At 39.7% G+C, this 25,821-nt stretch carries 28 protein-coding genes and 1 tRNA gene; 11 read left to right on the top strand and 18 right to left on the bottom strand.

The genetic code is table 11. The annotated features are described in order from the left end of the window. The first annotated feature begins 34 nt into the window (after positions 1-34). Positions 35-1,351 (top strand): MFS transporter, encoded by a 1,317-nt coding sequence (locus CH362_RS06955; RefSeq protein WP_100709629.1) that lies wholly within the window; start codon positions 35-37, stop codon positions 1,349-1,351. Here CH362_RS06955 and CH362_RS06950 read toward each other — a convergent pair. The 7 genes from CH362_RS06950 to CH362_RS19235 all read right to left on the bottom strand — a co-directional run bounded on the left by CH362_RS06950 (position 1,348) and on the right by CH362_RS19235 (position 8,077). After that, on the bottom strand, positions 1,348-1,956 hold the full coding sequence (locus CH362_RS06950; protein WP_100709628.1) for a hypothetical protein: 609 nt from the start codon (positions 1,954-1,956) through the stop codon (positions 1,348-1,350). The two genes, CH362_RS06955 and CH362_RS06950, sit on opposite strands and share 4 nt — an antisense overlap. Before the next feature lie 187 nt (positions 1,957-2,143). After that, complete coding sequence (locus CH362_RS06945) at positions 2,144-3,364, bottom strand: Lsa36 family surface (lipo)protein (RefSeq protein WP_100709627.1); 1,221 nt, start codon at positions 3,362-3,364, stop codon at positions 2,144-2,146. A 34-nt stretch (positions 3,365-3,398) separates the two neighbouring features. After that, on the bottom strand, positions 3,399-4,529 hold the full coding sequence (locus CH362_RS06940; RefSeq protein ID WP_100709626.1) for an acyl-CoA dehydrogenase family protein: 1,131 nt from the start codon (positions 4,527-4,529) through the stop codon (positions 3,399-3,401). Between the two features lie 14 nt (positions 4,530-4,543). Next, a complete protein-coding gene (locus CH362_RS06935) occupies positions 4,544-6,694 on the bottom strand; it encodes a cAMP/cGMP-dependent 3',5'-cyclic-AMP/GMP phosphodiesterase (RefSeq protein WP_100709625.1) in 2,151 nt (716 codons plus the stop codon). A 32-nt stretch (positions 6,695-6,726) separates the two neighbouring features. Beyond that, positions 6,727-7,041 carry a thioredoxin gene (trxA, locus tag CH362_RS06930; RefSeq protein ID WP_086446488.1) on the bottom strand — a complete coding sequence of 105 codons (315 nt, stop codon included), beginning with the start codon at positions 7,039-7,041 and terminating at the stop codon, positions 6,727-6,729. Between the two features lie 53 nt (positions 7,042-7,094). Continuing rightward, entirely contained in the window at positions 7,095-7,904 is an 810-nt protein-coding gene (locus CH362_RS06925; protein ID WP_100709624.1) for a hypothetical protein, read from the bottom strand. A 5-nt stretch (positions 7,905-7,909) separates the two neighbouring features. Then, the gene (locus CH362_RS19235) at positions 7,910-8,077 is read right to left on the bottom strand and encodes a hypothetical protein (protein WP_165780236.1); all 168 of its coding nucleotides are present in this window, start codon (positions 8,075-8,077) and stop codon (positions 7,910-7,912) included. 117 nt (positions 8,078-8,194) lie between these two features. On the opposite strand from CH362_RS19235, the gene CH362_RS06920 reads away from it, so the two are divergent. The 4 genes from CH362_RS06920 to CH362_RS06905 all read left to right on the top strand — a co-directional run bounded on the left by CH362_RS06920 (position 8,195) and on the right by CH362_RS06905 (position 11,623). Continuing rightward, the gene (locus tag CH362_RS06920; protein WP_100709623.1) at positions 8,195-8,443 is read left to right on the top strand and encodes a Sec-independent protein translocase subunit TatA/TatB; all 249 of its coding nucleotides are present in this window, start codon (positions 8,195-8,197) and stop codon (positions 8,441-8,443) included. A gap of 58 nt (positions 8,444-8,501) precedes the next feature. After that, positions 8,502-9,299: a twin-arginine translocase subunit TatC gene (gene tatC, locus CH362_RS06915; RefSeq protein WP_100709622.1), complete on the top strand. Its 798-nt coding sequence runs from the start codon at positions 8,502-8,504 to the stop codon at positions 9,297-9,299. Position 9,300: 1 nt separating this feature from the next. Then, positions 9,301-10,401: an Arg-Lys translocation region protein phosphatase RktP gene (gene rktP / locus CH362_RS06910; RefSeq protein ID WP_100709621.1), complete on the top strand. Its 1,101-nt coding sequence runs from the start codon at positions 9,301-9,303 to the stop codon at positions 10,399-10,401. 175 nt (positions 10,402-10,576) lie between these two features. Next, on the top strand, positions 10,577-11,623 hold the full coding sequence (locus CH362_RS06905; protein ID WP_100709620.1) for an NAD(P)-dependent alcohol dehydrogenase: 1,047 nt from the start codon (positions 10,577-10,579) through the stop codon (positions 11,621-11,623). A gap of 98 nt (positions 11,624-11,721) precedes the next feature. Here CH362_RS06905 and clpX read toward each other — a convergent pair whose 3' ends face one another. From clpX to CH362_RS06865, 8 genes are all read right to left on the bottom strand, one after another. Continuing rightward, complete coding sequence (gene clpX, locus CH362_RS06900) at positions 11,722-12,993, bottom strand: ATP-dependent Clp protease ATP-binding subunit ClpX (protein ID WP_100709619.1); 1,272 nt, start codon at positions 12,991-12,993, stop codon at positions 11,722-11,724. 12 nt (positions 12,994-13,005) lie between these two features. Next, positions 13,006-13,599, bottom strand: coding sequence for an ATP-dependent Clp endopeptidase proteolytic subunit ClpP (gene clpP / locus CH362_RS06895; RefSeq protein ID WP_100709618.1), 594 nt, complete (start codon positions 13,597-13,599; stop codon positions 13,006-13,008). Next, the gene (gene tig, locus CH362_RS06890) at positions 13,590-14,978 is read right to left on the bottom strand and encodes a trigger factor (protein ID WP_100709617.1); all 1,389 of its coding nucleotides are present in this window, start codon (positions 14,976-14,978) and stop codon (positions 13,590-13,592) included. The genes clpP and tig overlap by 10 nt, the downstream gene beginning before the upstream one ends. 37 nt (positions 14,979-15,015) lie before the next feature. After that, a tRNA-Gly gene (locus tag CH362_RS06885) sits at positions 15,016-15,087 on the bottom strand. A gap of 62 nt (positions 15,088-15,149) precedes the next feature. Further along, positions 15,150-15,761, bottom strand: coding sequence for a molybdenum cofactor guanylyltransferase (locus CH362_RS06880; protein ID WP_100709616.1), 612 nt, complete (start codon positions 15,759-15,761; stop codon positions 15,150-15,152). Next, on the bottom strand, positions 15,748-16,185 hold the full coding sequence (locus CH362_RS06875) for a molybdenum cofactor biosynthesis protein MoaE (RefSeq protein ID WP_100709615.1): 438 nt from the start codon (positions 16,183-16,185) through the stop codon (positions 15,748-15,750). The genes CH362_RS06880 and CH362_RS06875 overlap by 14 nt, the downstream gene beginning before the upstream one ends. 1 nt (position 16,186) lies before the next feature. Then, positions 16,187-16,429 carry a MoaD/ThiS family protein gene (locus CH362_RS06870; RefSeq protein ID WP_100709614.1) on the bottom strand — a complete coding sequence of 81 codons (243 nt, stop codon included), beginning with the start codon at positions 16,427-16,429 and terminating at the stop codon, positions 16,187-16,189. A 1-nt stretch (position 16,430) separates the two neighbouring features. Further along, the gene (locus CH362_RS06865; protein WP_100709613.1) at positions 16,431-17,375 is read right to left on the bottom strand and encodes a radical SAM protein; all 945 of its coding nucleotides are present in this window, start codon (positions 17,373-17,375) and stop codon (positions 16,431-16,433) included. A 79-nt stretch (positions 17,376-17,454) separates the two neighbouring features. Between CH362_RS06865 and CH362_RS06860 the strand changes: the two genes are divergently transcribed. Further along, positions 17,455-18,513, top strand: coding sequence for a HesA/MoeB/ThiF family protein (locus CH362_RS06860; RefSeq protein WP_100709612.1), 1,059 nt, complete (start codon positions 17,455-17,457; stop codon positions 18,511-18,513). Here CH362_RS06860 and CH362_RS06855 read toward each other — a convergent pair. After that, positions 18,510-19,100: a DJ-1/PfpI family protein gene (locus tag CH362_RS06855; RefSeq protein WP_100709611.1), complete on the bottom strand. Its 591-nt coding sequence runs from the start codon at positions 19,098-19,100 to the stop codon at positions 18,510-18,512. The two genes, CH362_RS06860 and CH362_RS06855, sit on opposite strands and share 4 nt — an antisense overlap. A 102-nt stretch (positions 19,101-19,202) precedes the next feature. Here CH362_RS06855 and CH362_RS06850 point away from each other — a divergent pair, with 102 nt between their 5' ends. The 4 genes from CH362_RS06850 to CH362_RS06835 are packed head-to-tail and all read left to right on the top strand — an operon-like array spanning position 19,203 to position 20,952. Then, positions 19,203-19,583, top strand: coding sequence for an ArsR/SmtB family transcription factor (locus tag CH362_RS06850; RefSeq protein ID WP_100709610.1), 381 nt, complete (start codon positions 19,203-19,205; stop codon positions 19,581-19,583). Between the two features lies 1 nt (position 19,584). Continuing rightward, complete coding sequence (locus CH362_RS06845) at positions 19,585-20,097, top strand: SRPBCC family protein (RefSeq protein ID WP_100709609.1); 513 nt, start codon at positions 19,585-19,587, stop codon at positions 20,095-20,097. A gap of 2 nt (positions 20,098-20,099) precedes the next feature. After that, entirely contained in the window at positions 20,100-20,495 is a 396-nt protein-coding gene (locus tag CH362_RS06840) for a hypothetical protein (RefSeq protein ID WP_100709608.1), read from the top strand. A 4-nt stretch (positions 20,496-20,499) separates the two neighbouring features. After that, positions 20,500-20,952: a VOC family protein gene (locus CH362_RS06835; protein ID WP_100709607.1), complete on the top strand. Its 453-nt coding sequence runs from the start codon at positions 20,500-20,502 to the stop codon at positions 20,950-20,952. Between the two features lie 41 nt (positions 20,953-20,993). Here the strand turns inward: CH362_RS06835 and CH362_RS06830 are convergent, their stop codons facing one another. Beyond that, positions 20,994-23,108, bottom strand: a complete 2,115-nt coding sequence (locus tag CH362_RS06830) for a molybdopterin-dependent oxidoreductase (protein ID WP_425269028.1) — start codon at positions 23,106-23,108, stop codon at positions 20,994-20,996. 139 nt (positions 23,109-23,247) lie between these two features. After that, positions 23,248-23,928 carry an arylesterase gene (locus CH362_RS06825; protein ID WP_100709770.1) on the bottom strand — a complete coding sequence of 227 codons (681 nt, stop codon included), beginning with the start codon at positions 23,926-23,928 and terminating at the stop codon, positions 23,248-23,250. Positions 23,929-24,035: 107 nt separating this feature from the next. Here CH362_RS06825 and CH362_RS06820 point away from each other — a divergent pair, with 107 nt between their 5' ends. Then, positions 24,036-25,820 (top strand): glycoside hydrolase family 3 protein, encoded by a 1,785-nt coding sequence (locus CH362_RS06820; RefSeq protein ID WP_100709605.1) that lies wholly within the window; start codon positions 24,036-24,038, stop codon positions 25,818-25,820. The last annotated feature ends 1 nt before the right edge of the window (position 25,821 follow it).

Below are 25,821 nucleotides of genomic sequence, written 5' to 3'. Positions count from 1 at the left end.
GATACTAGGCCTCATCTTATTCAGGCCACCAATGATGAGGAAACAATCCTTCATATTAATACTTACAGTCTTCATTGACATGATGGGATTTTCCCTCATCTTCCCTATCTTTCCGGAAACTTTAAATCATTTCCTAGCTCAAGCAGGAGATCCAGTCCTGGATCTTTTGGCTGGTTGGACTTCCCGCATTTTGGATGGGAGAACAAGCGACTGGAAACTTTTCGTAGCACTTTTCGGTGGGATCGTAGCCAGTTTATATTCTATCCTTCAATTTTTGTTCTCACCTATCTGGGGAAAACTTTCAGACAGTACTGGCCGTAGACCTGTTTTAGTTTTTACGTGCACAGGTAGTTTTTTAGGATATTTGGTCTGGTTATGCTCAGGAAGTTTTTCCTTATTCGTTCTTTCTAGACTCATCACAGGTCTTATGGGCGGGAATGTATCTGTGGCAACAGCTGCGATGGCTGATTCCACTTCTGAGCAGGATCGTACCAAAGGAATGGGAATGATTGGAGCCGGTATTGGTCTTGGATTTATTGCAGGCCCTTCTATCGGTGGAATTTTAGCTCATACGGATCCTTCTTACATTCTTCCTTTTTTACCTTTGGAGAAGATGACAATCTTCCCTTCTGTAGCGCTGATGGCGACTGCAGCATCTTTCGTAAATTTACTCCTAATACTTTTTAGATTCAGAGAAACACTTCCCCATAATTTACGTAAAAAATCTTCCGGAAGAATTCACCCTGCATTAGGAGTTTTTGATCTTGGCTCCAAAGAGATCATGTATTTAGGTTTTCTAAATTTATATTTCTTGCTGTTCTTCTCTGGATTCGAATTCTCTCTTAACTTTTACTTGGATCAATTTTTAGGATATAAACCGGTAAGTATAGGTTACACTTTTGTTTATATAGGACTTATCATCGTATTCGTACAAGGTGGGATTATTCGTAGGATCAGCGGAAAAGTTCCTGAAAAGAAAGTAGGACTTCTCGCATCCGTATTTTTAATATTAGGATTTTCTTTCTTATATTTTTCGAGCGCATCGGTCATCGCATCAGAACAATCCACATTTCTGTTATTCGTGGCTTTGACATTTTTAGCAATGGGAAGTGCATTCTTAAATCCTACTGTATCTTCTATCGTATCCTTATTCTCTTCTCCAAGCGAGCAGGGAAAAAATCTGGGGATATTAAGAAGTTTAGGATCTTTCGGAAGAGGGATTTCTCCGATTATATTCAGCGTAGTATATTCCCAAAAAGGACCTCAGACTTCCTTTTTGTTATCAGGGATCTTAAGTTTACTTTTCTTAGGGTTATTCCTGTTTGTAAAACAGCCGGTCCCTAAGAATTAAAGAACTGCGTTTAACGCTTCTTTGAGTCTATGGAAATGTAGTTTTTCGTCCAGCTTGGATCCACTTTCTAATCTAAGTAAGAATGTATCTCTTACCTGGCCAGAATCGGTCACTGCTTTAAAGGAAAGAATGTCCACCCCGAACAAGAATAAGATCTGAGAAATCTCGAATAAGATACCTGGTCTATCTTCCATTCTAAGATCCATTACTGTAGAATCGCTGATCTCAGAGTTGAATAAGAAAATTTCAGGAGAAATTTCCACCTTGGCTCTTAAACTTTCCATCTTTTCAGGATGATTCGCCAAATAATTCATTACGGACATTCCGCCGTAAAACAGCTCATGAAGATCTGCATGGATCGCATTCAAGTGCTCATCCGTCATCGGCGCGCCATCTATACGTTTCACTATAAAGATGTCTTGGATATACCCATCCATGGAAGTTTCGGCGATTGCCTCTTCTATATTCCAGCCATGAACATAAAGAACTGCCGTAACCCTATAAATGATCCCTATCTCGTTTTTGGAAATATTGACCTTTAGGGCATAAGCCTCGCCCCTTGGGATACAAGAAAGATGTAGAGGTTTTCCTGGAGTAGTGATCATCGGATACCTTTGACGCTAAATGCTGAATTCCTGAACATTAAATCCAATGAATTTCAGACTTTTGCATTCTACTAACAATATTGCAAAAGGCGTGCCTTTTTTGTATAAGCTTATAATAAAAATAAAAGAAATATAAAGCCCGGTTCCCCGGGCTTACTCGCTACGTTCGTGAAATCGCTGTAAGCGGTTATAAAGCGAACTTAATGCCTAGGTTCGCAGAATAGATCTTATCGTCGGTAGCCATAGCTTCTGCCAATACCTTGAACATTAATATGTTCAATTCGAAACCACCCACGATATAGTTCATTTGTGTTCTAACGTCTGCAGATCCGCCGGTCCTTAAGGAGAGTGTTCCACCTGCGTTACCATTCATCTGTTGGATAACCTGAGGAGGAAGACCTGAAGCATTAGGATCTAAAGCCAAATACAAAGGTCCACTTACTCCCAAATTCAATTTGGTATATCCTGTATTATTCGAGATACCCGCACCTGCAAATAAGGTTAAAATATAGAAGAGCCTAACCCCAGTTCTAATATCGATTGGAACAGATTGCACCTTAGATTGATAAGCGAAGTTAACATCTGCATCCCATCTACCTGTAGCAGGACCGAATGCAACTTTGACTGCATCTGTTCCGCTCGGATGGTAATTCATATTGATCTCTTCCCATTTTCTGTGAAAGCCGATCCCTAAACTAATTCCAGTAAATCCGAAGAAGTCTAGTTTAGTATATCTTTCCCTAGCGATTTGGAATCGGACAGTCATTCCGAAACTATTCACATTCCCTGACATGGACAAGTCTTTAGAAGTTGAATCACTCAGAGATTTAATATCCCCGTTAGCAATATTACCTTGGAAGCCATGAGCGTAGATATTAATCCTATGTAGGAAGGACCTATTAGAATCCTTATTCTTATCATCTTTATCCGGTTGGTCCGCAGGTCCTTGGCCAAGTAACCATCCTAGGTTTACACCGACCATTGCTCCTGGGTTAATCGAAGCTCCTACATTCGGGAACTTGGGAATAGAAATATCGCCATATTGGATATTGATATCGTCCTTTTTGACTCCTGCAACTCCAAGGCCCGCTCCTATTTGGAAACGATTGATAGTTCCAGGCCCCATCATAGAAGAGTTGATGTTTGCAAGAACGGAAGCATCTGCCATAGACTTGGTCAGTTCATTCAGATATTCTTTACGGATGGTTTCTTCCAAACCATTGAACTGAGCCGCTGTGGAGGCAGGAATTAAATTACACACATTGTTTCCAGAAGCAGGAGGAAGACAGGACACCTGAGCCTCTGCAGAAGAAACTGGGATGAAATATAGGGAAGAAGCTAAAATAAGGAAGGCGGCATATCGAACACACCGCCTAACTATACTCTCTAAAGGAGCCATTCGATCCATTTTACCCTTGGACGATAGCTATTACGAGATTATTTCAGAGTCCTAAACTTCCACCAATAATTTCTTTCATGATTTCGGTGGTTCCCGCGTAGATCGTCTGGATCCTTGCATCCAAATACGCTCTTGCGATCGGGTATTCCATCATGTAACCGTATCCTCCGAAGAATTGGAGGCAAAGGTCAGTATGACGTTTTTGCATCTCTGTGGAATAATACTTAGCCATAGATGCCTCTACAGTTAATTTTTTTCCAGCAAGGTGCTCCGAAACCACTTTGTCGACGAAGGTACGGCACATTTCCAGTTCCGTAGCCATCTCCGCCATTTGAAATTTGATGTGTTGAAAACTTCCGATTTTTTTCCCGAAAGCCATCCTCTCTTTAATATATTTTAGAGTCATTCTCTGGACAAGTGCTGTGGCTTCGACCGCTGCAATCGCCAATACGAGACGCTCTTGTGCGAGTTTCATCATCAAATAACGGAAACCTTGTCCGTCTTTTCCGATTACATTCGTTTTAGGAACTACTACGTCGTTGAAGTATAATTCCGAGGTATCCTGAGCTTTAAGCCCGATCTTCTCGAGATTACGGCCTCTTTCGAAACCTTTCATCCCCTCTTCTATCATAACAAGTGAAATCGTGCCGTTTTCATGTTTCACGGCAGTAATTACTAAATTTGCAAGCTGTCCGTTGGAAATAAATGTTTTTTGACCGTTGACCACATAATGATCACCCTTATCCACGGCACTAGTTCTGATGTTTTTGAGATCAGAACCTGCTCCAGGTTCTGTCATAGCGACCGCTAAAATGCTATCCCCGCTGCAACAACCAGGCAACCACCTTTTCTTTTGCTCGTCGTTTGCATAAGCGCTGATATAAGGAGCGATCACATCGTTGTGAAGGGATACAAAAAATCCGCTGTTTCCGGATCTGGAAGATTCTTCTATTACAACAACGTTATATAGAAAGTCCGCGCCTGATCCACCATATTCTTCCGGAACATCTGGGCAAAGCAATCCGCTTGCTCCTGCCTTTTTCCATAGTTCTTTCGGAACCATTCCGACTTTTTCCCATTCATGATGATGAGGAGCGACTTCAGTTTCGAAAAACTTGCGCGCCATATCACGAAAAGCTTCATGCTCTTCGGTAAATTGTAGGACTCTTTCCATTTATATCTCCCGTGTCAGTAGACGGTATTCATTCTCATGTAAACGCCGGGATTCCGTTTAATGTACTGGATGAGCTCGTTCTGAGAAATAGAGAACAATTCCGTTTCTGATTCTGCTTGGAACGTGTAATTAGATGCCAGCTTTTTGGATATAGAATAAATCTCTCCAACGAAATCCCCATCAGTCAACTCGGCTAATTTTTTACCGTGTTGATATACGCTTACTTTTCCATGACGAATAATATATGCCTCGTGGTAAAACGCTTTTTCCGCGATAAGCACTGAACCTTTGTTCACCTTAGAAAGTCTCATGATCATTTCTAATTGAGTGACCTGATGGCTTGTAAGTCCTTTGAAGTGGCGTGAATCTAACAGTGTTTTCCAAGAGTTACTATCACGAATGCTGTTCAGTCGAATCAAGTTTTGTCTTAAATCTGTATTTCTAATAAACTGTAAGAACTTATTCTTCTCTATTGTAAGAGCTACTACATCTGTTTCTGCAAAAACGTCAGCGGCTCTAGGAAGATCTAGAACGAGAGATGCTTCTCCGAAATATTCATACTGCCCATATCGTTTAATCGGTGCTATATCGGCATCTCCGAGAAGTCCTTCAAATTTTACGTTTCCGGATGCGATGATATAAAATTTATCTCCCGGAGTTCCTTTCTTTATGATCTGATCACCACGTTTGTATTTTTCTTCGCGGACAATCAGTAGGAATTCCTTCGCCTTCTCTATCGGGAAACCGCTGAAAATATCAATTTGGCTTAAAATGTCTAGAAGGTTATAAGCCTCCATATGTTTAGGAGGAGTGATCTCTGGATAAACAGTGTTCTCTATTCCAAAAAGAGCCAGTTTCAGTTTGGTGCCAGGAGGCATATCCGTTCTTGCAATATGATATACTGTGATCTTTTCCTGGATCTCAGGAGGTAAACTTGCTAAATAGCTTACTCTTGTATGAAGAGGAGGAATTCCCGCTTCATGATAAATAATCCTTCTGTCCCAAGGGAATTCTTTTAAGAATTTCCAGCGAGATTCAGGAAGAACTCCCTTCTCATACATCTTATCGTGCACTTCTGGCTCGTTCAAATGATCAGAAGTATATACAAAAGATTGGTCTTGGAAGAAGAACTCGAATCCTACAGAAGGAATAGAATGTAATGCATAATGAAAATTGAACTCTCCCCCATTGATCATCGCAGGTCTTCCTATGATGATCTGTTGGAAATTGAAAAGTTCTAGCAATTCTTTACGAGGAATTTTAGTAAGAGCAGAATATTTACGGATAAAACTTTCCATCACAGTTGCGGTTGCGTGTATCGTGATTTTAGTTTCTTCCATAATTTTTTGGAAGGTTCCGGCGTCATGATCCGCATGACAATGAGTAAGAATAACATGGTTGATCAGTTTAGGATTTACGTTAGACATCCTAAGCCACTCTGTTGAGTTCACAGGTGGATCCACCATAATACCTTGGTGATTCAACCAAATAATAAAACCAGAAGTGTTATCCGCAGGATCGAATCCATGAGAAGGTCCTAGACAAGTGATGCCAAGTAAAGGAGCTTGGAAAGGTTCCTCTAATCTATGACCGATCTCATACTTAATATTAAATCCAACTTCGCCCGGAATCTCAGTCTCTTTAGTTCCATCTGTAATCCTAAAATCACCAGAAGGAAGTTTACGAACTAAAACCTTTCCAAGATTGACCATATTATCTCTATCGAATACTTGGAAGTCGACTACATCGTCGAGTCCCTTATATCCTCTGAAATAAGCCATCTCAGCTTTCATATCAGGAAAGCCGAAAGATTCTGCACCGTCTAAATACTCGGATTCTAAATTGATCTCTTCAGGACCCATTAAGGATTCTTTAAGTACGGTGATGAGCTGATCTTTTTGTTCAGCAGTACAAATGATAGTGGTCTTTTTTTGTCTTAAGAAGAAGTTAAAGTAAATTGGGAATTCAAGCTCTGCGGTACTGATTCCCTTTTCGACGTGGAAAAATTTGTTAGGAAGTATGAATACCAGGGGCGTCTTTTTTTCGGCCATCGTATCTTTGATGGTCTCTGGTGGAGAGCCGATCTGAAAGAAGCCCTCGCTTGTTTCTACTAAATAGCCGCCTCTAGGAAGCTCTATGTATCCCCTGGTTTGTTCTTTTAGCATGGAAAATTCCGCCGCAGTTGAGATCGAATTTTTTATTTATGTCTTTCGATGAAACTTTTGATTTGCGCCTTAGGAAGGGCTCCTATGATCTTATCCACCAATTGTCCGTCTTTGAAAAGCAAAAGGGTCGGTAGGGATTGGATATTTAATTTTTGCGCCGTATCCTGGTTGTCGTCTACGTTTAATTTTTTAATTTTTAAGATATCATTCATTTCAGACGAAAGCTCTTCCAGAACCGGGGAAACCATTCTACAAGGACCACACCATTCCGCCCAGCAATCTACTAGAACCATACCCTTGTTGATCTCGGAACTGAAAGTTGAATCGTTTATTTCGGTCAATGCCATGTGCTAGATTTTCTCCTGTTTTTTTCCCACTCTTTATAACAAATTGGACGGGTCTATTTCTTCTTTTTCTTCTTTTCCTTCTCAGCTTCTATCGACTCTACCTTTTCTTTTAAGGATTCTATCAGGGTTTTTGTCTTTCCGAGGTCCTCCGTTTCGCCCGTGGTTTGCAGGATTTTACGGTTTACCTCCAAAAGGGATATGGATTTTTTCAGATCCCCGGCATCTTGGGTGGACAAATCGAATTTAGCCCGGTATTCCTGGGCGGCAAAGTTACAAAGTTCCAGAATTAAATTATAGTGTTCCTGTCTAGGATAGTAAAACGGATTTTCCAAGTCTCTTTCCTTCTCAAAAGCCCGGAAGTCAAAAAGATTCTTACTGAGAATGGCGATTTTGAAATGTATCTCCGGAAAGCTCCATTTCCATTTGGAGTTAGAACCGAATGCCTCAATTGTATTGGTGGTGGATGTCCTGAGTCCCTTTACGTAATTCAGTCTTTGGAGAGGATTAAATTCTATGATCTTAGCGAGAAGGTCCTTATTTTCTGCTAGACCAGACTCGAAGTCGGTTCCGACTACTTTCTCCATAAATGAGATTGCGCTATAAATTTCTTTCCTCCCTTGATTGAGGTAGGTATCCGATTTCAGATCAAGGATAGCAACGGAGATCTCGTTGATTAGAAGACAGGTATTTATGTTTTTAATAGAATTTAAGGAAAGAGCTACATTAAAATAGCCTTCCATTTTAGGATCTTTTCTGGACTGGGCTTTGAGAAGATTTGCTTCCTTCTTCAAATCTTCCAAAAATGCGCGAAAATCCGCCAGTTTCTCCTGGAATTCCTGCTTCTGTTCCTTAGTAAGAGCCATTCTAATTACACCTGCACATTTATCAGACTTCCTACAGAAAGAGCATACATATAATCAGAATTCGGAGCATTCTCTGCTTTTTTCCGATCTTCTTCTTTTTCTTCCTCTCCGCCCGGTTCTCGAACTGGAAGAGGAACGGAGATTGAATCTAAGGAGCTGGATTCTATTCTCATAAACTCGCCCGTTTTGCCTTTCTATCTGAACCGAAGTCCCAATAGAATTATCGGCTTGTTCCTACTAACTATTTGACATATATTACAGAGGCAAAATCCTAACTAAGGAGATAGTATATGTACGCACCACTCGCATTTTTAAATTTAGGCCCTTGGGAAATCTTTTTCATACTAGGTTTAGCTCTCCTGCTTTTCGGGGGCAAGCGACTTCCCTCTTTAGCAAAGGATTTAGGAGACGGAATCCGCCAATTCCGCAAATCTCTTTCCGGAGATGCAGAATCTGAATCCGCTAAAATCCAGGAACCAGAAACAAAACAACCAGCAGCTCCTGCTTCTTCCCCTAAAAAATCTAAAAAATCCGCTTAATAAATTATAAGGGCCTTCGGGCCCTTTTATAACCGGGAAGGAATTACAACCTTTCGATATGCCTTCTAAAAAAAAGAACCTCTCCAGTAATCCTCAACCTATTATCTCGGCTCCAGAGGAAAGTCTTCCTCATGACAGGGAAAAGTTTATGACCCTCGGGGAACATTTAGAAGAACTACGTTCTGTACTAATTCGTTCTATTCTAGTGTTTACAGTTTTCTTTGTGGTAGCTCTGTATTTCGGAGAAGAACTGCATAAATTAGTTATCAAACCGTACAAGAACATTTTGGGAGAATCTGCAACATTCTACCAAATCAAACTCATGGCTCCTTTTATGGTTTATCTGAGAACAGGATTTATGGTATCTATTTTGATTACCTTTCCTTTCGCGTTAGCTTTTTTATGGGGATTTGTTTCTCCCGCATTAGAACCAAGAACCGCAAGACTTGGAAAAGCTCTTATCGCATTTTCTACTGTTCTGTTCTGGTTAGGAGTTTGGTTATGCTGGGCCCAAGCATTCGAAAGTTTTCTAAAAATATTTTTAGTAACTGTTCGACCTTTAGATATTGAAACCAGGCTTCCTATAGATGAATACTATGATGTATTCTTCAATATGCATTTGATCTTTGGATTATCTTTCCAACTCCCAGTGATCATGGTATTATTAGCTGCCGTTGGAATATTAAAACTTTCTTTTTTACTCAAACATTGGAGAGAAGCATTCATAGGGATCGCATTTGCTGCAGCGGTATTATCTCCCGGACCCGATGTGATTTCCATGTTAATGTTATTTGTTCCATTATTGGTCTTATTTGGGATCTCACTCGTATTAATTGCAATTATAGAGAGGAAATGATTTGTTTCCGAATCTTCAGTCCAAGCATAAATTAGCATTCGCTTCTTTTACTGCTTCTTTCGTATTATTTTTATCTTATCTACTTTTAGATGATTTTCTATTTGGTGAAGAGATCAGAAAAGAATTAAGGGCATTTGTTTGGATCCGGTTAGGCGTTGGACTTCTCTTTTCAGTAATACTTGGAATACTGACCTACTTTCTTTTAAATTTAAGTTTTAAATCCCTCAAATCTATTTCTCAGCTATTACAAAACTGGTCCCAGGACGTATACGAAGATTCTGGAGAAGCGGAAAGAACAGACGAGCTGGGAGAACTTGCCAGACATTTCCGAATCGCTCTATATCAGAAAAAGACAAAAGAAGAAACTGTTTCCCAAGAATCCTTAAACAAAAAGGAAAGAGAACTTTCGGACAAGATCCAAAAGTTTTTTCATAAGATCAGACTTCATAAGATCAAAAACTTAGATATCACTGTATTTCCTCGCACTTCCGACAGTGGAGAAGCCGATTACGCAAATATCATTCCGACTGCAGATGGTTGTTTTGGAGTATTAGCAGGGTTTCCGAACCACGGAGCAATTGAATCTTCTCTCAAGGCAAGGATAGAAGGTATGATCTCTCTCGCTCAGGAAACCACTGGCTTAAGGGGAGAAGATTTACTCTATAAAATAGATAGGGCTCTCAGATCAACACCAATCTCTTATCTGAACCTCACATTATTTTATTTAGAAACTAGAAATGGAGAAGCTGGGATCTTACAGTTCCAAAAACTTCCTGCGATCGTTCACAAAAGTGGAAAAACGAATATATTACCGATCTCTAAACAAGTATTCTACGATTTTAGAAGCAACACAAGAGAAGTAAAAAAGATACAAGTCAGACCTGGAGAATATTTGATTTTCTTAAGCGATAGACTGACTGAACTCACTAGTTCTGCAGGTGTTGCTCCACTTCTGATCCAACTCCAAAACTGGAGCGCCGGAAGAGATTATAAAAACTCAAGAGAACTTACACTTGATTTTGGAAGATTTTTAGAAATGGAATCCGGCAAAAAAGGCCTTTCTAAGGCGGCAATCCTGACAGTCGGCAGGGTTAGAGATTAATTCTTTTGCGCGGGTAATGGTCGACCGCGGGCTAGTATTAATTTTTCAGAATAGAAGAAAATAAAAAACAAAGTTTGCCCTTTCATGTCTAACTAGGGAAATTTTCAGACTGAAAATTTTCGAATTTCTCACCACTTGAAATTCATCCAATATTCCAAAACAAACGAGGAAGAAAATGATCCAAGCAAAAGGTTATGCCGCCGCTATTGCAAAGGCTCCTTTAGCACCTTTTCAATTCGATAGAAGAGATGCAAAGGAAGAAGATGTAGTCATCGATATTCAATACTGTGGTATCTGTCATTCGGACATTCACCAAGCAAGAGATGAATGGGGAGGATCCATCTTTCCTATGGTCCCAGGTCACGAAATCACGGGTGTGGTTTCTAAGGTAGGGTCTAAGGTTACAAAGTTTAAAGTAGGAGATAAGGTAGGAGTCGGATGTTTTGTAGACTCTTGCAGAGAATGTGAACATTGCAAAGCAGGTTTAGAACAATTCTGCGAAACAGGAATGAGTGCCACCTATAACGGACGAGAGCAGGACAGAAAAACCCCAACTTATGGTGGATATTCCAATAAGATCGTAGTAGATCAAAATTATGTATTAAGAATTCCTGATAATCTTCCTTTGGATGCAGCAGCTCCTCTACTTTGTGCTGGAATCACCCTATATTCTCCACTTGCTCATTGGAAAGCTGGTCCTGGCAAAAAAGTAGCGATTATTGGCCTGGGCGGACTTGGTCATATGGGAGTAAAGATCGCACACGCGCTCGGTGCGGAAGTTACAGTACTCAGCCAATCCAATAAAAAAGAAGCCGATGCGAAACGTTTAGGCGCAGATCATTTCTACGCTACTTCTGAAAAGAGCACATTCAGTAAGTTAAGAGGAAGTTTTGACCTGATCATCAACACTGTATCTATGCCTTTGGATTGGAATGCTTATCTTAGCTTACTAAGAGTAGATGGTTCTATGGTAGTGGTCGGTGTTCCAGAAGAGCAAGTGCCTATCGGAGCATTTTCCTTGATTGGCGGTCGCAAAAGCCTTGCAGGTTCTCTAATCGGTGGGATCGCCGAAACACAAGAGATGTTGGATTTCTGCGGAAAGCATAATATTACCAGTGATATAGAACTGATCCCCATTCAAAAAGTAAACGATGCATATGAAAGGGTCGTTAAAAGTGATGTACGTTACAGATTTGTGATAGATATCGCGACTCTGAATTAAGAGATAATTTCGCACGGAGTTCACGGAGAACACAGAGGTCTAATAAATCACGAATCCTCTCTGTGGCCTCGGTGTTCTCTGTGCGAACCCTAATTGTATTAAGCGATTTTAGGTTCTTTTTTCAGAATTAGTTTTGGAGGTTTGGTTCCGCTTACTGCATCTTCCGTAATGATTACTTCCTCTACGTCTTTGCGAGAAGGAATCTCATACATCAGATCCAACATTAGATTTTCTACGATGGCACGTAGTCCTCTGGCACCAGAAGCCCTCTCGATAGCAAGCTGAGCGATCTTGTCGATAGCAGGTTCCTCGAAGGAAAGTTTTACATTTTCCATTTCTAGGATCTTAGTGTATTGGCGTAAGATTGCGTTTTTAGGCTCTTTGAAAATACGTTTGAGCATTTCTACACTCAAATCTTGCAGAGTCGCGATCACAGGCATACGGCCAATAAATTCAGGGATAAGTCCAAACTTCATTAAATCTTCAGGGATCACTCGAGCTAAAATTTCACCTTTGCTCTCATCCCTTAAAATTTTGCCGTCTTTCTCATCGCTACCGAATCCGATTGTTTTTACACCGGTTCTGGTTTTGATGATATTGTCTAGGTCAACGAATGCTCCACCTAGAATGAATAGAATATTTTTAGTATCTACTTGCAGATATTCTTGGTGAGGATGTTTTCTTCCACCCTGAGGAGGAACGTTTGCAACAGTTCCTTCTATAATTTTTAAAAGTGCTTGTTGAACGCCTTCTCCGCTCACGTCTCTTGTGATAGATGCGCTATCAGACTTACGAGCGATCTTATCTACTTCGTCTATGTAGATGATGCCGATCTCCGCTTTTTTGATATCATTATCAGCGTTTTGGATCAGCTTGAGGATGATGTTCTCAACATCTTCTCCAACATAGCCAGCCTCAGTAAGTGCAGTAGCATCTACGATCGCAAATGGGACCTTGATGATCTTTGCAAGAGTTTGAGCGAGCAAAGTTTTCCCGGAACCAGTAGGTCCGATCAGAAGAATATTCGATTTTTCTAATTCGATATCTGCTTTTTTGTCTTTGAGATAAATTCGTTTGTAGTGATTATAAACCGCAACGGACAAAGCTTTTTTAGCATGATCTTGTCCGATTACGTATTGGTCTAGGATCGCTTTGATAGCGGCAGGATTAGGGACTTCTCCCAAAAGTTCTGTGCGCTCTTTTTCCTGCTCAGGCTCTTCTGCAATGATCTCATTACAAAGAGAGATACATTCGTCGCAAATATAAACACCTGGACCGGCAACCAGTCGTTTTACGGAGTCTTGTTCCTTTCCGCAGAACGAACAAAATAATTTTTGTTTATTATTGGTTCCGGTTGGTTTTTTTGCCACGGGATCCCCCTATCAGTTCTTTTGACGCTCTATAGAAATTACAGAATCAATGATCCCGTATTTTTGGGCTTCTTCTGGAGTCATGTAAAGGTCCCTTTCGGTATCCTTTTGCACTTCTTCCACAGACTTGCCCGTATGTTTAGCGTACAGACTGTTTAACACCTGCTTTAATTTCAGAACTTCCTTAGCTTGGATAGCGATATCGGAAGCCTGACCGGTAGCTCCTCCGGTTGGTTGGTGCATCATAATTCTGGAATGAGGAAGAGCAGATCTTTTGCCCTTTGCCCCGCCTGCCAGAAGAAGTGCCGCCATAGAAGAAGCCTGACCAATACAAAGTGTACGAACGTCGGCCTTAATATACTGCATAGTATCGTAAATGGCAAGCCCGGAAGATACATATCCGCCTGGGGAATTCAGATATAAATAGATGTCCCTGTCCGGATTTTCCGCGTCCAGGAACAGTAGTTGTGCGATGATTACGTTCGCGTAATCGTCAGAAATTGCGTCACCTAGAAAGATAATTCTATCCTTTAAGAGGCGGGAAAATACGTCATACCGCATTTCCCCGCGACCGGTTTGCTCTATAACTGTAGGAATTATTGCCATACTTCTCCAGTTTCCTTATTAGAAAGGAATTCCTTTAGCTGACGGATACTCATCTTCTCGTTGTATTTCTTTTCTACAAGCTGGAAGAGGGTATCGTCTATCTTTTTTGCTAAAAAATTGTCCCGGTAAGTTTCCAGAAGTTTACCTTTTTCCAATTCTTTTTTAAAATCGGCGTCAGGCATACCATATCTTGAGGCAAGGGTCGAGATTTCGCGGTCGAAATCCTCGTCCGTCAAAACAATATTTTCCGCAGAAGCAAGCTTCTGTCTGGAGAAATATCCTTTGAGTCGGTTTTCCGCGATGGTTTTGAAGGAATCCCTTACTTCTTCTAAAGGTTTTCCTACCATTTCCGCGTATTTTTCGATACTTGGGATCTGTTCTTTAGGAATTCTGGCCTGGCCTCTTCCTAAAACATCCTGCATCATATTTTGATACACATGTTCTGATTCTTCAGTAAGATAGGACTCAGGGAATATAAACTTAGAATCTGCAACCAGTTCCTTGTAAATATCCTCCATCTTCTTATTTTTTACAGCATCAGTATAATTCTTTTGTAGATCAGTTTTGATCTTATCTTTCAAAACTTGAAGAGAAGTAGAACCATCATACTCGCTTGCAAGATCATCGTCCAATTCAGGAAGAACTTCCTTATAGATCGCCTTTAAGGTCATGGCGAATTCCATTTTTTTACCCGCCAGATCTTCTCTTGGATAATCACTAGGATAAGTATAGGTGAAGTTTTTGGTTTCTCCCGTTTTGATACCGTAGAGATTGTCATCAAAACCAGGAAGATTATTAGCTTCTCCTAATTTATAATCACTTGAACCATTTTTAGCGTTTTTAGGTTCCTGTCCGTCTTCCTTCACCTCGAATTCCATATCCACGATATCGCCTTTCTCGGCTCCTTCGCTTGGCTCTCTCAGAAGTTTTCTGGCAAGTTGTTTACGAACGAACTGAAGTTCTTCAGTGATATCTTCGTCGGTAACTTGTACTTCAGGAAGTTTGATCTTGATCTTTTTGTATTTCCCTAAGGAAACTTCTGGATCAGTATCATAGACCGCAGTTGCCACTAAACTTTTTTCAGGAACATAGTCCTCTACAGTAAATTTAGGGAAACGTACAATCTTGTGTTCCAGCTTCCCGGAAAGGTCACTGACAGTTTCTAATAATAGAAGATTGATTGCGTCGTTTGCTACCGAGTCTCCCAAATGGCGTTTTACCATTTCGATCGGTGCTTTTCCAGGGCGGAAGCCCGGGATCTTGAGATCCTTTTGTTTTTCTTTATAAGTCTTTTCGAACGCCTTTTCTAGATCGTTCTTATCAAAGGTTAACTTAAGGTCTACGGATGCGTTTTGATTTTTCTTAGTCTTGAATTCCATGGTCTCAGAAGACAGAAGGCGGAGGACGACTTCTGTAAGCGGGAAACGGGATTCGAACCCGCGACCCCCTCCTTGGCAAGGAGGTGCTCTACCACTGAGCTATTCCCGCATGGTTGGTAGAACCATTTTTTCTCTCGGGGACCCCATGTAAATCGGTTTTTGATCAGAAACTTAGGACTTTGTGAGATTTAGGTCCTCGGGAGAATTCAGGTTGATAAAGGAAGATTTTTCCATTTCCGGAATATCCAAAAGATTAGGATTTCCACTTTCGATTAGAGTTTTAGGCGAAACTGAATTTAAGCTTCCTTTTTCGAATTCTTGGAATAAATACCGCAGATACTCAGAAGAGTAAAGACCGCATAACGGTTCGATGCCTTCTTTTGTTTTATAGAAAACGCCAGAACCGATTATCTCATTTTTGGAATATAGCCTAGCCAAGGTTTTGATCCTCATATACGGGATATCCACTGCTAAAACCAAAAAGTTTTTAATATTAAGATCGTTTTGAAAAAGAAGAAATGAACTGAAAATTCCTTGGAGAGGACCTGCTAAATTTGGAATTGAGTCTGATACCAGAAATTCATTCGGCACATGTTTGGAATATTCTTCTCTTTGTTCTTCTCTGATAGAAACTCTTACATTCTTGCATAAGAATTTTAGTTTTTTATAAGATTCTATAAGAAAAAATTTTTGGCTTTTTAAAGATAAGAAGGATTTATCCCTTCCCATTCTGGAACTTTTTCCACCGGCAAGTACAATACCTACCGAATCAATGGCTCTCATGGACGCAGCCCTTAGACCACTGAGAAGAACCATCAAAATAAAATTCCTTTTTCCAGATCGGGACCTCGTGTTTGACTCGGTCTATGATATAACGATTGGATTCGTAAGCTTCTGCCCTATGTATGGATCCTGTTTCCACGATCACCGCTATCTCGGAAATTTCTAATTTTCCAACTCTATGTATACAGTTTGCATGAAGAAGGTCCCATTTTTTGCAAGCATCTGCAAGAATTGCGCGGATCATTTCATCTGCCATTGGAGCATATGCTTCGTATTCCAGATGTGTGACCTTCTTACCTTCGTTTAGATTTCGAACGATTCCAGAAAAAACTACAAAGCCGCCCATTTCAGGAATATCTGGCAACTCGGAAGATACAAAAAGTGGAGAAGAAGAAATATGTGAAGAAGTTTCTAATACTGACATATCAACCGCCGCTAGAAGGAGGAAGTACTGCTACTACAGAACCTTCCCTTAAAACAAAATCGTCACTTACGATTACTTGGTTCACTGCAAATCTACTAACTTTTAAAATAGATTCTGAGCTTGGACTTTTATGAGTAAGCATTTCGCGAAGATGGATAATAGAATCTCCCTCTGAGACTTCTATTTTTTTTAGATCCGGAAAATGATCTTTAATAGCAGCGAAAAACAAAAGTTGAATATCCATCTTATCCGCCTATATATTTCATAGAAAGTTCACTTCCGGTAAACTCGTTTTTTTTGGTTTTCATTGCGAGGTCTAAGGAATTCTGTAATTCTGATTCATCTTCCGAAACCGGGAAAGATCGGAAATCACTTAAACAGCCATAAATTTTTCCGAGATGATCCATCCTAAGACGATTACAACCATCGCAGAAAGGTTCCGTATGATTTGCAATGATCCCGAATCTATAATTTTCTGCAGTGCGATAATATTTTGCAGTGGATTCAATGGGAGTGACCTCAGATTCAAAATCAAATTCCTGGCTCAACTCTTCTTTCATTTTTGCAGCGGAGAAAAATAACTCTGAATGTTTTTCTCTCAGGGGTCCCATCTTCATTAATTCTAAATAGCGGATCGGAAGATTTCTTTCACCAGCCCAACGAAGAATAGGTCGGATCTGCTCTTCATTATAACCTTTTAATACAGTACAATTTAGTTTAACTTCGAGTCCTTCTTGGATGGCTTCTTCTATCCTATTTAATAAACGAATTACTGGAAGATTTTTTCCAGAGATCAAAGAAAAGGATTCTTGGGAAAGTGAATCCAAAGAGAAGTTCATTCTATCCAGACCAGCGAGTTTTAGATCTCGGATAAGACCATCTCTAAAAAATCCATTTGAGGTAAGTGCGATGTTCGGGACCTTCTCCTCTTTAGCAACCTGAACGAGCCGAGGAAGATCTTTATGAAGAGTTGGTTCCCCACCTGTTAAATGAACTTCTTTGATAAAAATCTTACGAGAAAGAAGATATATATTTTTGCGAAGAAGTTCCGCGCTTAAGAAAGAACCATTTGTTCCTTCTCCATTTAGCGCAGTACCAGGGGCACAGTAAACACAGCCGAATCCGCAAGAGGAGGTAACACTCACTCTAAGCACTTCGAATTTTCGACCGTACGCATCCACGATGTCCAAGCTTATCATACCCGAACACTTATGAAAGCCAATTAAAAAGTCTTGTCGGGCACAAGAAAATATAAGATGCTTTCCTAAGATGAGTCCGGAACAGAAAAAGTATTTTTCCAGACAAACTAAACTACCGTTTTTAGGAGAATCGGGTCAAAATGGACTTCTCCAAAAATCAGCATTGGTGATCGGTCTCGGAGGTTTAGGCTCCCCTGCTTCTTTACATTTAGCAACTGCAGGAGTAGGAAGGATTGGCCTTTGGGATTTTGATACTGTTGAATTAAGTAACATTCATAGACAAACTGCTTTCACCCTTTCTGATATCGGTAGAAAAAAGACAGATAGTACCAAAGAATATATACAAGCCAGAGTTCCAGGAATTCAATTAGAAACATTCACCGAAATTTTCTCCGAAAGAATAGATCCAAGTATATTCAAAAATTGGGATATAGTTTTGGATTGTACAGACCAGATCCAAGCTAAATACACGATCAACCGATTCTGTATCCAAAATTTTAGGCCACTTGTTACCGCTTCCGTTTTTAGGACAAGCGCACAAATTGCGATCTTCTCCCCTCATGGAAAGCCTTGTTATAAATGTTTGTATCCAAATTTAGAAGGTTCCGAACTTCTCTCCTGCGAAGATGGAGGAGTTTTAGGAGTACAAACTGCAATTGCAGGCTTATACCAAGCATCATTTGCGATCCAATACCTTCTCTTTCCTGAAAAATCCCCTACCCACTCTACATTCCAATTAGAATGGGAATCTCCTCTTCTTTATGAAACTTTTCTGGAAGCAGACCCAAATTGTACTGAATGCGGTTCAGGTAAAATAGAAGAAATTTTTAAAGATGAGATTGATCTAAAAGATTGGAAAGAATGGAAGAAAGATCCAAAATACATTCTATTAGATGTAAGAGAATCGGAAGAAAGAAAAGAAACTCCAATTGGTAATTCCATATTTTCCCCCCTTTCTGAACTTTCTATCGATACGGCGCTCAGTCTTTCGAAAGAAAAAATCTATATTACGATTTGTGAATCTGGTATCCGCTCCAAAAAAGCTGCAAAAATTTTAAAAGAAGCGGGACTCACTGCATATTCTCTGCAAGGCGGAAGAAAAATTTTGGCATTACAAGAAATTCTTTAAGAGTAAGAATCGAATTCCATTCTTCTCGCAGTAAACTCAGCGATCTTTCTACCTACTAACTTTTCTACCAGATGTAAGGACATTAAAATCCCTCTGGAAACTCCGCCGGAAGTTAGAATATGTCCATGATCTATAAATTTTTCATGAACGACACTTTTGATCTTAGGATAATTTTTGCGTAAAGTTTCTTGGTCCATCCAATGAGTGGTGACTTCCATATCATCTAGGATTCCTGCCTCTGCAAGTAAGAACGCACCAGTGCAGATAGAAGCTAAAATTTTTACCTTAGGTTCCATTTCTTTGATCCAATTAAGAAGTTTCTTATTATGGATCTCGATCTCTTCTGCTCCGTATCCTCCAGGGATAATTAAAATATCCGGAACGCCTGCCTCTTCCAAAGTAAGATGGGGAAAAACCGGAAATCTATTTCTTGCGTGTAGGAGCTCCTTCTTCTCCGCAACGATTGAAACTTTGAATAATTTCTCCTTATTTTCATTTTCAGTGATTGAAAATACTTCGTAAGGACCAGAAAGATCCAAAACTTCTACTTCGTTAAATGCTAAGATATGAACTGAGATCTGCTCCATAATTCCTCTTTGTCACATTCTTAACTACAAACAGCTTAGGAAATAATTTCTTAAAAAAGTGCTTGCTTATTTCAAATATATAACCATATGGTTATATAAAATATGAATCATGCACTTAATCAGTCTGCTCGATTGGATGCAACATTTGCAGCCCTCTCAGACCCCACCAGAAGGGCAATCCTGGCACGTTTAGCGAATGGAGAGGTTTCCGTAATGGATTTGGCAAAACCATTTTCCATGAGCCAACCAGCAATTTCTAAACATTTAAAGGTTTTGGAAAGAGCAGGTTTAATTTCAGGCATCAAGGATGCTCAGAAAAGATTACGCAAATTAGAAGCCAAACCATTGGAAGAAGCTACTGAATGGCTGGAAAATTATAAAAAATTCTGGGAAGGAAGATTCAATCAATTGGATTCACTTATTGAAGAATTAAAACTTTCTAAACAACCTTCCCCCAAACGTAAGAATAAAAAAGGAGAATAGAATGAGCAGCTTTGTTGGAACCTTAAAGGTAGAAGCTAAAGGAGACAGGGAAATCGTAATGACCCGTGAGTTTAATGCGGGGAAGGATTTGGTATTCGACTGTTTTACAAAACCTGAATTAATCAAACGTTGGTTATATGGCCCTGATGGATGGAGCCTAGATGTTTGCACTGTAGATTTGAAAGTCGGCGGAAAATATAGATATGTTTGGAAATATCTAAAAGACGGATCTACAATGGGAGCAGGAGGAACTTATAAAGAAATTTCAGGACCAGACAAATTAGTTCAGACTGAATCTTTTGACGAAGCTTGGTATCCTGGAGAAGCTTTACTCACGACTACATTTGCAGAAGTTTCTGGAAAAACATTTATTACGATCAATATTCTGTACGAAACCAAAGAAGGAAGAGATACGGTGGTCAAATCTCCAATGGAAGGTGGAGCTTCTCAAAGTTATAATCGTCTGGAAACTTTACTGAATACTCTTGCTGAAACAGCAAAAGGGAAAAATTAATCATGAATACAAAAACAAAATCGATTTTAAAAAGTATTGGAGCCGTATTTACCGGTATCTTGATCAATGTTATACCTGCTTTAGCTATAGACGCAGTATTACATATTACTAATTGTTATCCACCAATGGGAGAAAGAATGTCTGATAGTTTATTCATTCTCGCAATCTCCTACCGATTAGCTCTTGCGATCTTAGGAGGATTTTTCACTGCAAAACTTTCTCCACATAGTCCGATTGGACACGTGATCACATTAGGTGTAATCGGCACGATCGCAAGCACTTTGGGCCATATTCAAATGGGAGACCAAGGTCCAGCTTGGTATTCGATTGGACTGATCGTAATTTCCATCCCTCTTTCTTGGCTGGGTGGAATCATCTTACTAAAACGTAAAGGGTAGTAATATGCAAAAGGCAATTCCATTCTTAATGTTCGATCAGGGTTTAGAAGAAGCTCTTCAATTCTATTCTAGTATATTCAAAAATATGAAAATAGAAAATCTTACAAAATTAGGTGGGGGAATGGCTTCCGCCAAATTTGAGATAGAAGGTCAAAAGTTTTTGGCCTTCACAGGAGGACCTCATTTCAAATTTACTGAGGCGTTCTCTATTTATATCAGTGCAGAAACCCAGGCAGAGATAGATGATCTGTATGAAAAACTTTCTGCGGGTGGGAGCAAACAACCTTGTGGTTGGGTAAAAGATAAGTTTGGCCTATCCTGGCAGATCATTCCCCCTATCCTGGAAAAATATCTATATGATAAAAACCAAGAGAAGGCACAGAGAGTAACTCAGGCAATGTTACAAATGTATAAGATAGAAATATCTAAACTGCAAGAAGCTTACGACAAAAACTAATTTTAAATCCGCCTAGATTCCCGGGCGGATTTACTCAAAATTTAAGCGGATTTTTTACTTAAGAAAACCGGAATACCGCTAAATGCTGCATTTCCGGAAAGTTCATCCAAAACTTGATCATCAGTAAGATCGTTAATACTGGAACCAGCAAACTTGGAGGCGACTTGGAGAGAAACTCCTTCTTTTGCATGACCAAATCCGTGAGGAATACTCACCACTCCCCTCATTATCTCATCTGTAATTTCAGCAGGTAATCCGATCTTACCTACTCTGGATTCTACAAAAACTTCTTCTTCTTCTTTGATACCAAGAGCGATTGCATCTTCTGGATGGATCATGAGTGTACATCTATCTTTTCCAGTCATAAGTTTTGGAAGATTATGCATCCATGAATTATTATTTCTCAAATGTCTTCTTCCTATCAATAAGAAGGAACCATTCCCCTGTTTATCTGATAGAAGTTTCTGTCCGTATTTTGCCAATCGATCTAGATCTGAAACTACTTCCTTTGGCACGAGTGTGATCATCTTATCTTCCGTCCAAAGTCTATCCGGAAAGCAAGGTTTCAACGCTCCAAGATCTACTCCATGCGGACTGTTTTTTAGAAGTTCTAAACTCATCCCAAAGGAAGATCCTGATTTTTCTCCATAAGGTCCCGATTTCAAAGCATGATCGATAATGGCAGAAGGAGTGATCTTAGTTTTAATCAAATCTTTAGGAAGAGGTTTTTCAGATTTCAAAAGTTCTATTCTTTTGGTTAGGTCCGAAAAAATTTCCCAATCGTGCAACATTCCTGCTTCAGGTTCAAATGCAGGCTGGTTATATCTGACAGTATTTCTTACAGCAAAAACATTAAACACTAAATCATAATGATCATGTTCCAAAGCAGAACTTGGAGGAAGAATATAATGTGCATGTTTCGTAGTCTCATTCAGATAAAAGTCCACGCTTACCATAAATTCCAAACTAGAAACCGCTTTCTCCAATTGAGAACCGTTTGGAGTCGATAATAAAGGATTTCCTGCAGAAGTAACAAGCGCCTTAACCTGACCTTGCCCTGGAGTTAAAATTTCTTCTGCAAGTGCAGCGACCGGTAATTCTTCATTAAATTCCGGTAAGTCCCTAACTCTTGATCCATACGTATGAAAACTTCCAGGAGAACTTTTCATCACTCCTTTTGGATCGATCATGTCTACTGCAGGAAGTGTGAACATTGCACCTCCTACTGAATCCATATTTCCAGTAATACAATTGATAGAATTGATAAGCCATTGGCAAAGCGCACCGAATGCTTGGGTAGAAACTCCTACACGACCATAACATACTGCACCATTCGCTTTAGAAAATTCCAATGCAATTCTCTCAACGATTTCAGTAGAGATGCCAGTCAGTTTTTCTGTTTCATTTGCAGGATACTGAGCAGCAATAGATTTCAATTTTAGTAATTCTTCTTCTTTAATTAAAGAATTCTTCTTTGTTAAGTTTTTCTTAAATAATACATCTATAATAGAGAGCAAGAAGAATGCATCCGTTCCCGGCAGAATGAAATGATGCTCATCAGCATGAACTGCAGTCTCAGTCTTTCTTGGATCGATTACTACGTATTTTCCTCCCCTTTCCTGGATCTCTTTTAATCTCTTTTTCACATCCGGAACAGTCATTAAACTTCCGTTAGATGCAAATGGGTTTCCGCCTAGGATCAAAAAGAAATTCGTTCTATCTATATCAGGAATTGGGACAAGTAGTTGGTGACCGAACATCCAATAAGAAAGTAATTGATGAGGAAGTTGGTCTACAGAAGTTGCAGAATAATTATTTTTAGTTCTTAATCTTCCTATAAATCTTTGGCCGAATAACATGGAACCGTAATTATGAACACTTGGGTTTCCACTATAAACTGCGATTGAATCGTTTCCGTATTTATTTTGTATCTCTACAAGTTTTGTAGCGATATCGCTGAGAGCGGTGACCCAGTCTACCTTCTCCCAACCATTCTCGGTGCGTTTTAAAGGAAATTTAAGTCTATCCGGATCTTCGTATAAATTTTTAAGTTCAGGACCTTTGGCACATAGATGGCCTCTACTAAACTTATCGTCCTTATCCCCTCTTACTGCGACGACGACTTCGTCCTCAATCTCTAGTCTGAGTCCGCACATAGCTTCGCATAAAGTACATGATCTATAATGTTGGCGTACCATTTCCTGCCCCTGTCCCAGGAAGGAGTTATCTCCTATCTGAAATTAGAAAGCAAGCATTTACGATATTAGAAGCAGTTTATATAATTGGATGATCGAACTATTTCAATAGTTTGTTCAAGTAAGGGACCAGATGTTTGGAGAGTATCTTATGGCCTTCTGCAGTAGGATGGATCCCATCGTCTTGGTTTAACCTTCTGTCTCCAGCAACTCCTTCCAGCAAGAATGGCATAAACTCTGTCTTTTCTTTCTTAGCAACCCGAGGAAAGAGAGCCGCGAATTCTTTTGCGTATTGGGGACCCATATTCGGGAGTGTTCTCATCCCAATTAATAGAATTTTAATAGAAGGATATTTAACCCGTGCCTCTCGGATGATCCTTGTTAGATTTTCCTCTGTCATCTTTGTAGGAAGTCCTCTCAAAGAATCGTTTGCCCCAAGTTCCAAAACAAATACATCATATTTTGTATTTAAAACCCAATCTAGTCTTGCAAGCCCGCCAGAAGTAGTATCTCCGCTCACACCTGCGTTTACATATCCTAGATCCGGATATTTTTTTTGGAGTTCTAAAAAGGCTAAATGAGCAAAAGATTCTTCAGGTCCATTCAATCCGTAACCAGCAGTTAAACTGTCTCCGAAGAATAAGATCTTTTTGCCGTTTGTTTTTGTTTCCATCTTAGGAGAGCCCTTTGGTTCTTGTTCGGATCCTTCTTTATTACAAGAGGCAATAAAAGAAAAGAGTACTATAATACTAAAAAATCCATAATACGCTAAACGGCTCATTTTTTCTCCTATCTTCAATCCGACCCCACTCATCCAAGCAAGGTCCCAAAAACTGGGCGCTTCAAGTTCTGCTTTACGAATACGCAACCGATTGGGATCTAGTAAGTATGTTCAAACGGTTTTTAGTCGCAGGCATTACCGCCGCTTTCTTACTCTTCTTATACTTTTGGTTGGGCCAATTCAGAAGTGAACTCCAAGCCCAGGAAATCCAAGAAGGAATGCTTCGTCAAGCTGAGGAGATTACTTCTAAACTCAGTCCGGAAGAATTAGTAGGACAGGTAATCCATGTTGCAATCCCTGGAACTGTTTTAGATCCGATCGCTAAAAAAGAAATTGAGACGATCAAACCAGGTGGAGTCATCTTATTCGGAAGAAACCTAGGCTCCAAATCAGAGATCAAATCTTTGAACCAAAACCTGCAAACAAGTGCATTAGAAAATACTGGATTACCATTACTCATCTCTGTAGACCAGGAAGGTGGAAGAGTGATCCGAGTCAAAGATGGAGTAACTCAATTTCCTGGAGCAATGGCACTCGGCCAAACCAAGGATAAGGACATGGCTAAAAAAGTTGGCTTTGTCACTTCTTACCAACTGAGAAAACTTGGACTGAACTTTTTATTCGCTCCTGATATGGATATAAACAATAATCCATTCAATCCGGTTATCAATACAAGATCTCTAGGAAGTAATCTAGAAACTGTATTAAACGCAGGAGTTTCCTATGAAGAAGGAGCAAGACTTGGCGGTTCCATTCCCGTAATCAAACATTTTCCGGGACATGGAGACACCAATGTAGATAGCCATTTAGGTCTTCCCAAAATAGAAAAAACATTGGAAGAGCTAAAAAGTTTCGAGCTCATTCCATTCCAAACTGCAATCCAAAATGGTGCCGATGCGATCATGAGTGCTCATATTGTGTATCCAAAGATTGATCCGAATTTTCCAGCTACACTCTCTTCTAGAATTTTAGGAGATCTACTTCGTAAAGAATTCCAATACCAAGGATTGATCATTACTGATGCAATGGAAATGGACGCAATAGACGAACACTACCAAAAAGAAGATCCGGGAGTTTTAGCTTTAATTGCAGGTGCTGATATTATTCTTATGACTAGCTGGGGTCCGACCACTCAATCTATGAGAGACCAGATCTTAAATGCTTACAAAAAAGGAACTTTAGTCAGAGAAGGAAAAGATCTTTTAAAAGAAGCAGTCAAAAGACAAATTTATTATAAACTAAAATACGGGATCATTACCGAGTTTGCAGAAGGTCCTAAAAACGGCAGAGCAAATTCTATTTTTCCCAAAGAGCTTCCTGAAGTATTAAAAAATCATTTTGCAGAACAGGATCAGAATAGAGAAAATTTATTCTCTCAATATTACCAAGACACTCTTAATAGAGATGTAAGCAGAAAGGCAATTGTTTCTTTTCCTAAAACTTTCCTTCCTGAAAGCGCAAACATTGAGAACACAGTGTTTTATTTAAAAGGAGAAGAATTTCTCTCCGAACTAAGATCTCGTTCCATTTCTAATTCCGATTTAGCAAGTCTGCGCAAAAAATTAGAAAAGAAAGAAGCAAAACGCGCAGTCCTAAATTCATTCACTCAAACTGAATTGGATTTAGCGGCGTCTCTTGCTCAAAAATTTCCGGAAGCAGAAATTGTATGCCTGCATTACGGAACTCCATTCTTGGATTTACCGGATTCTCCAAATCTCAAAATCTTATTTTCTTTCTCCCCGACTCCTGAATCCAAAAAAGCATTATTGTATTCTGTGTTGGACAGAAAAAATGAAGTTCCTCTTGTAGATCTGATCTTAAAACCGAATCCTAAAAAATCTTCTGCGTCTACAGAAACGGAAGAAAATTCGGTAGGCAAGAATACAAAATAAA

It is taken from the genome of Leptospira saintgironsiae, from assembly GCF_002811765.1.
Lineage (GTDB): Bacteria > Spirochaetota > Leptospiria > Leptospirales > Leptospiraceae > Leptospira_B > Leptospira_B saintgironsiae.
The sequence above is the reverse complement of the archived record's forward strand: the minus strand, read 5'-3'. Positions and strand labels throughout refer to the sequence as shown.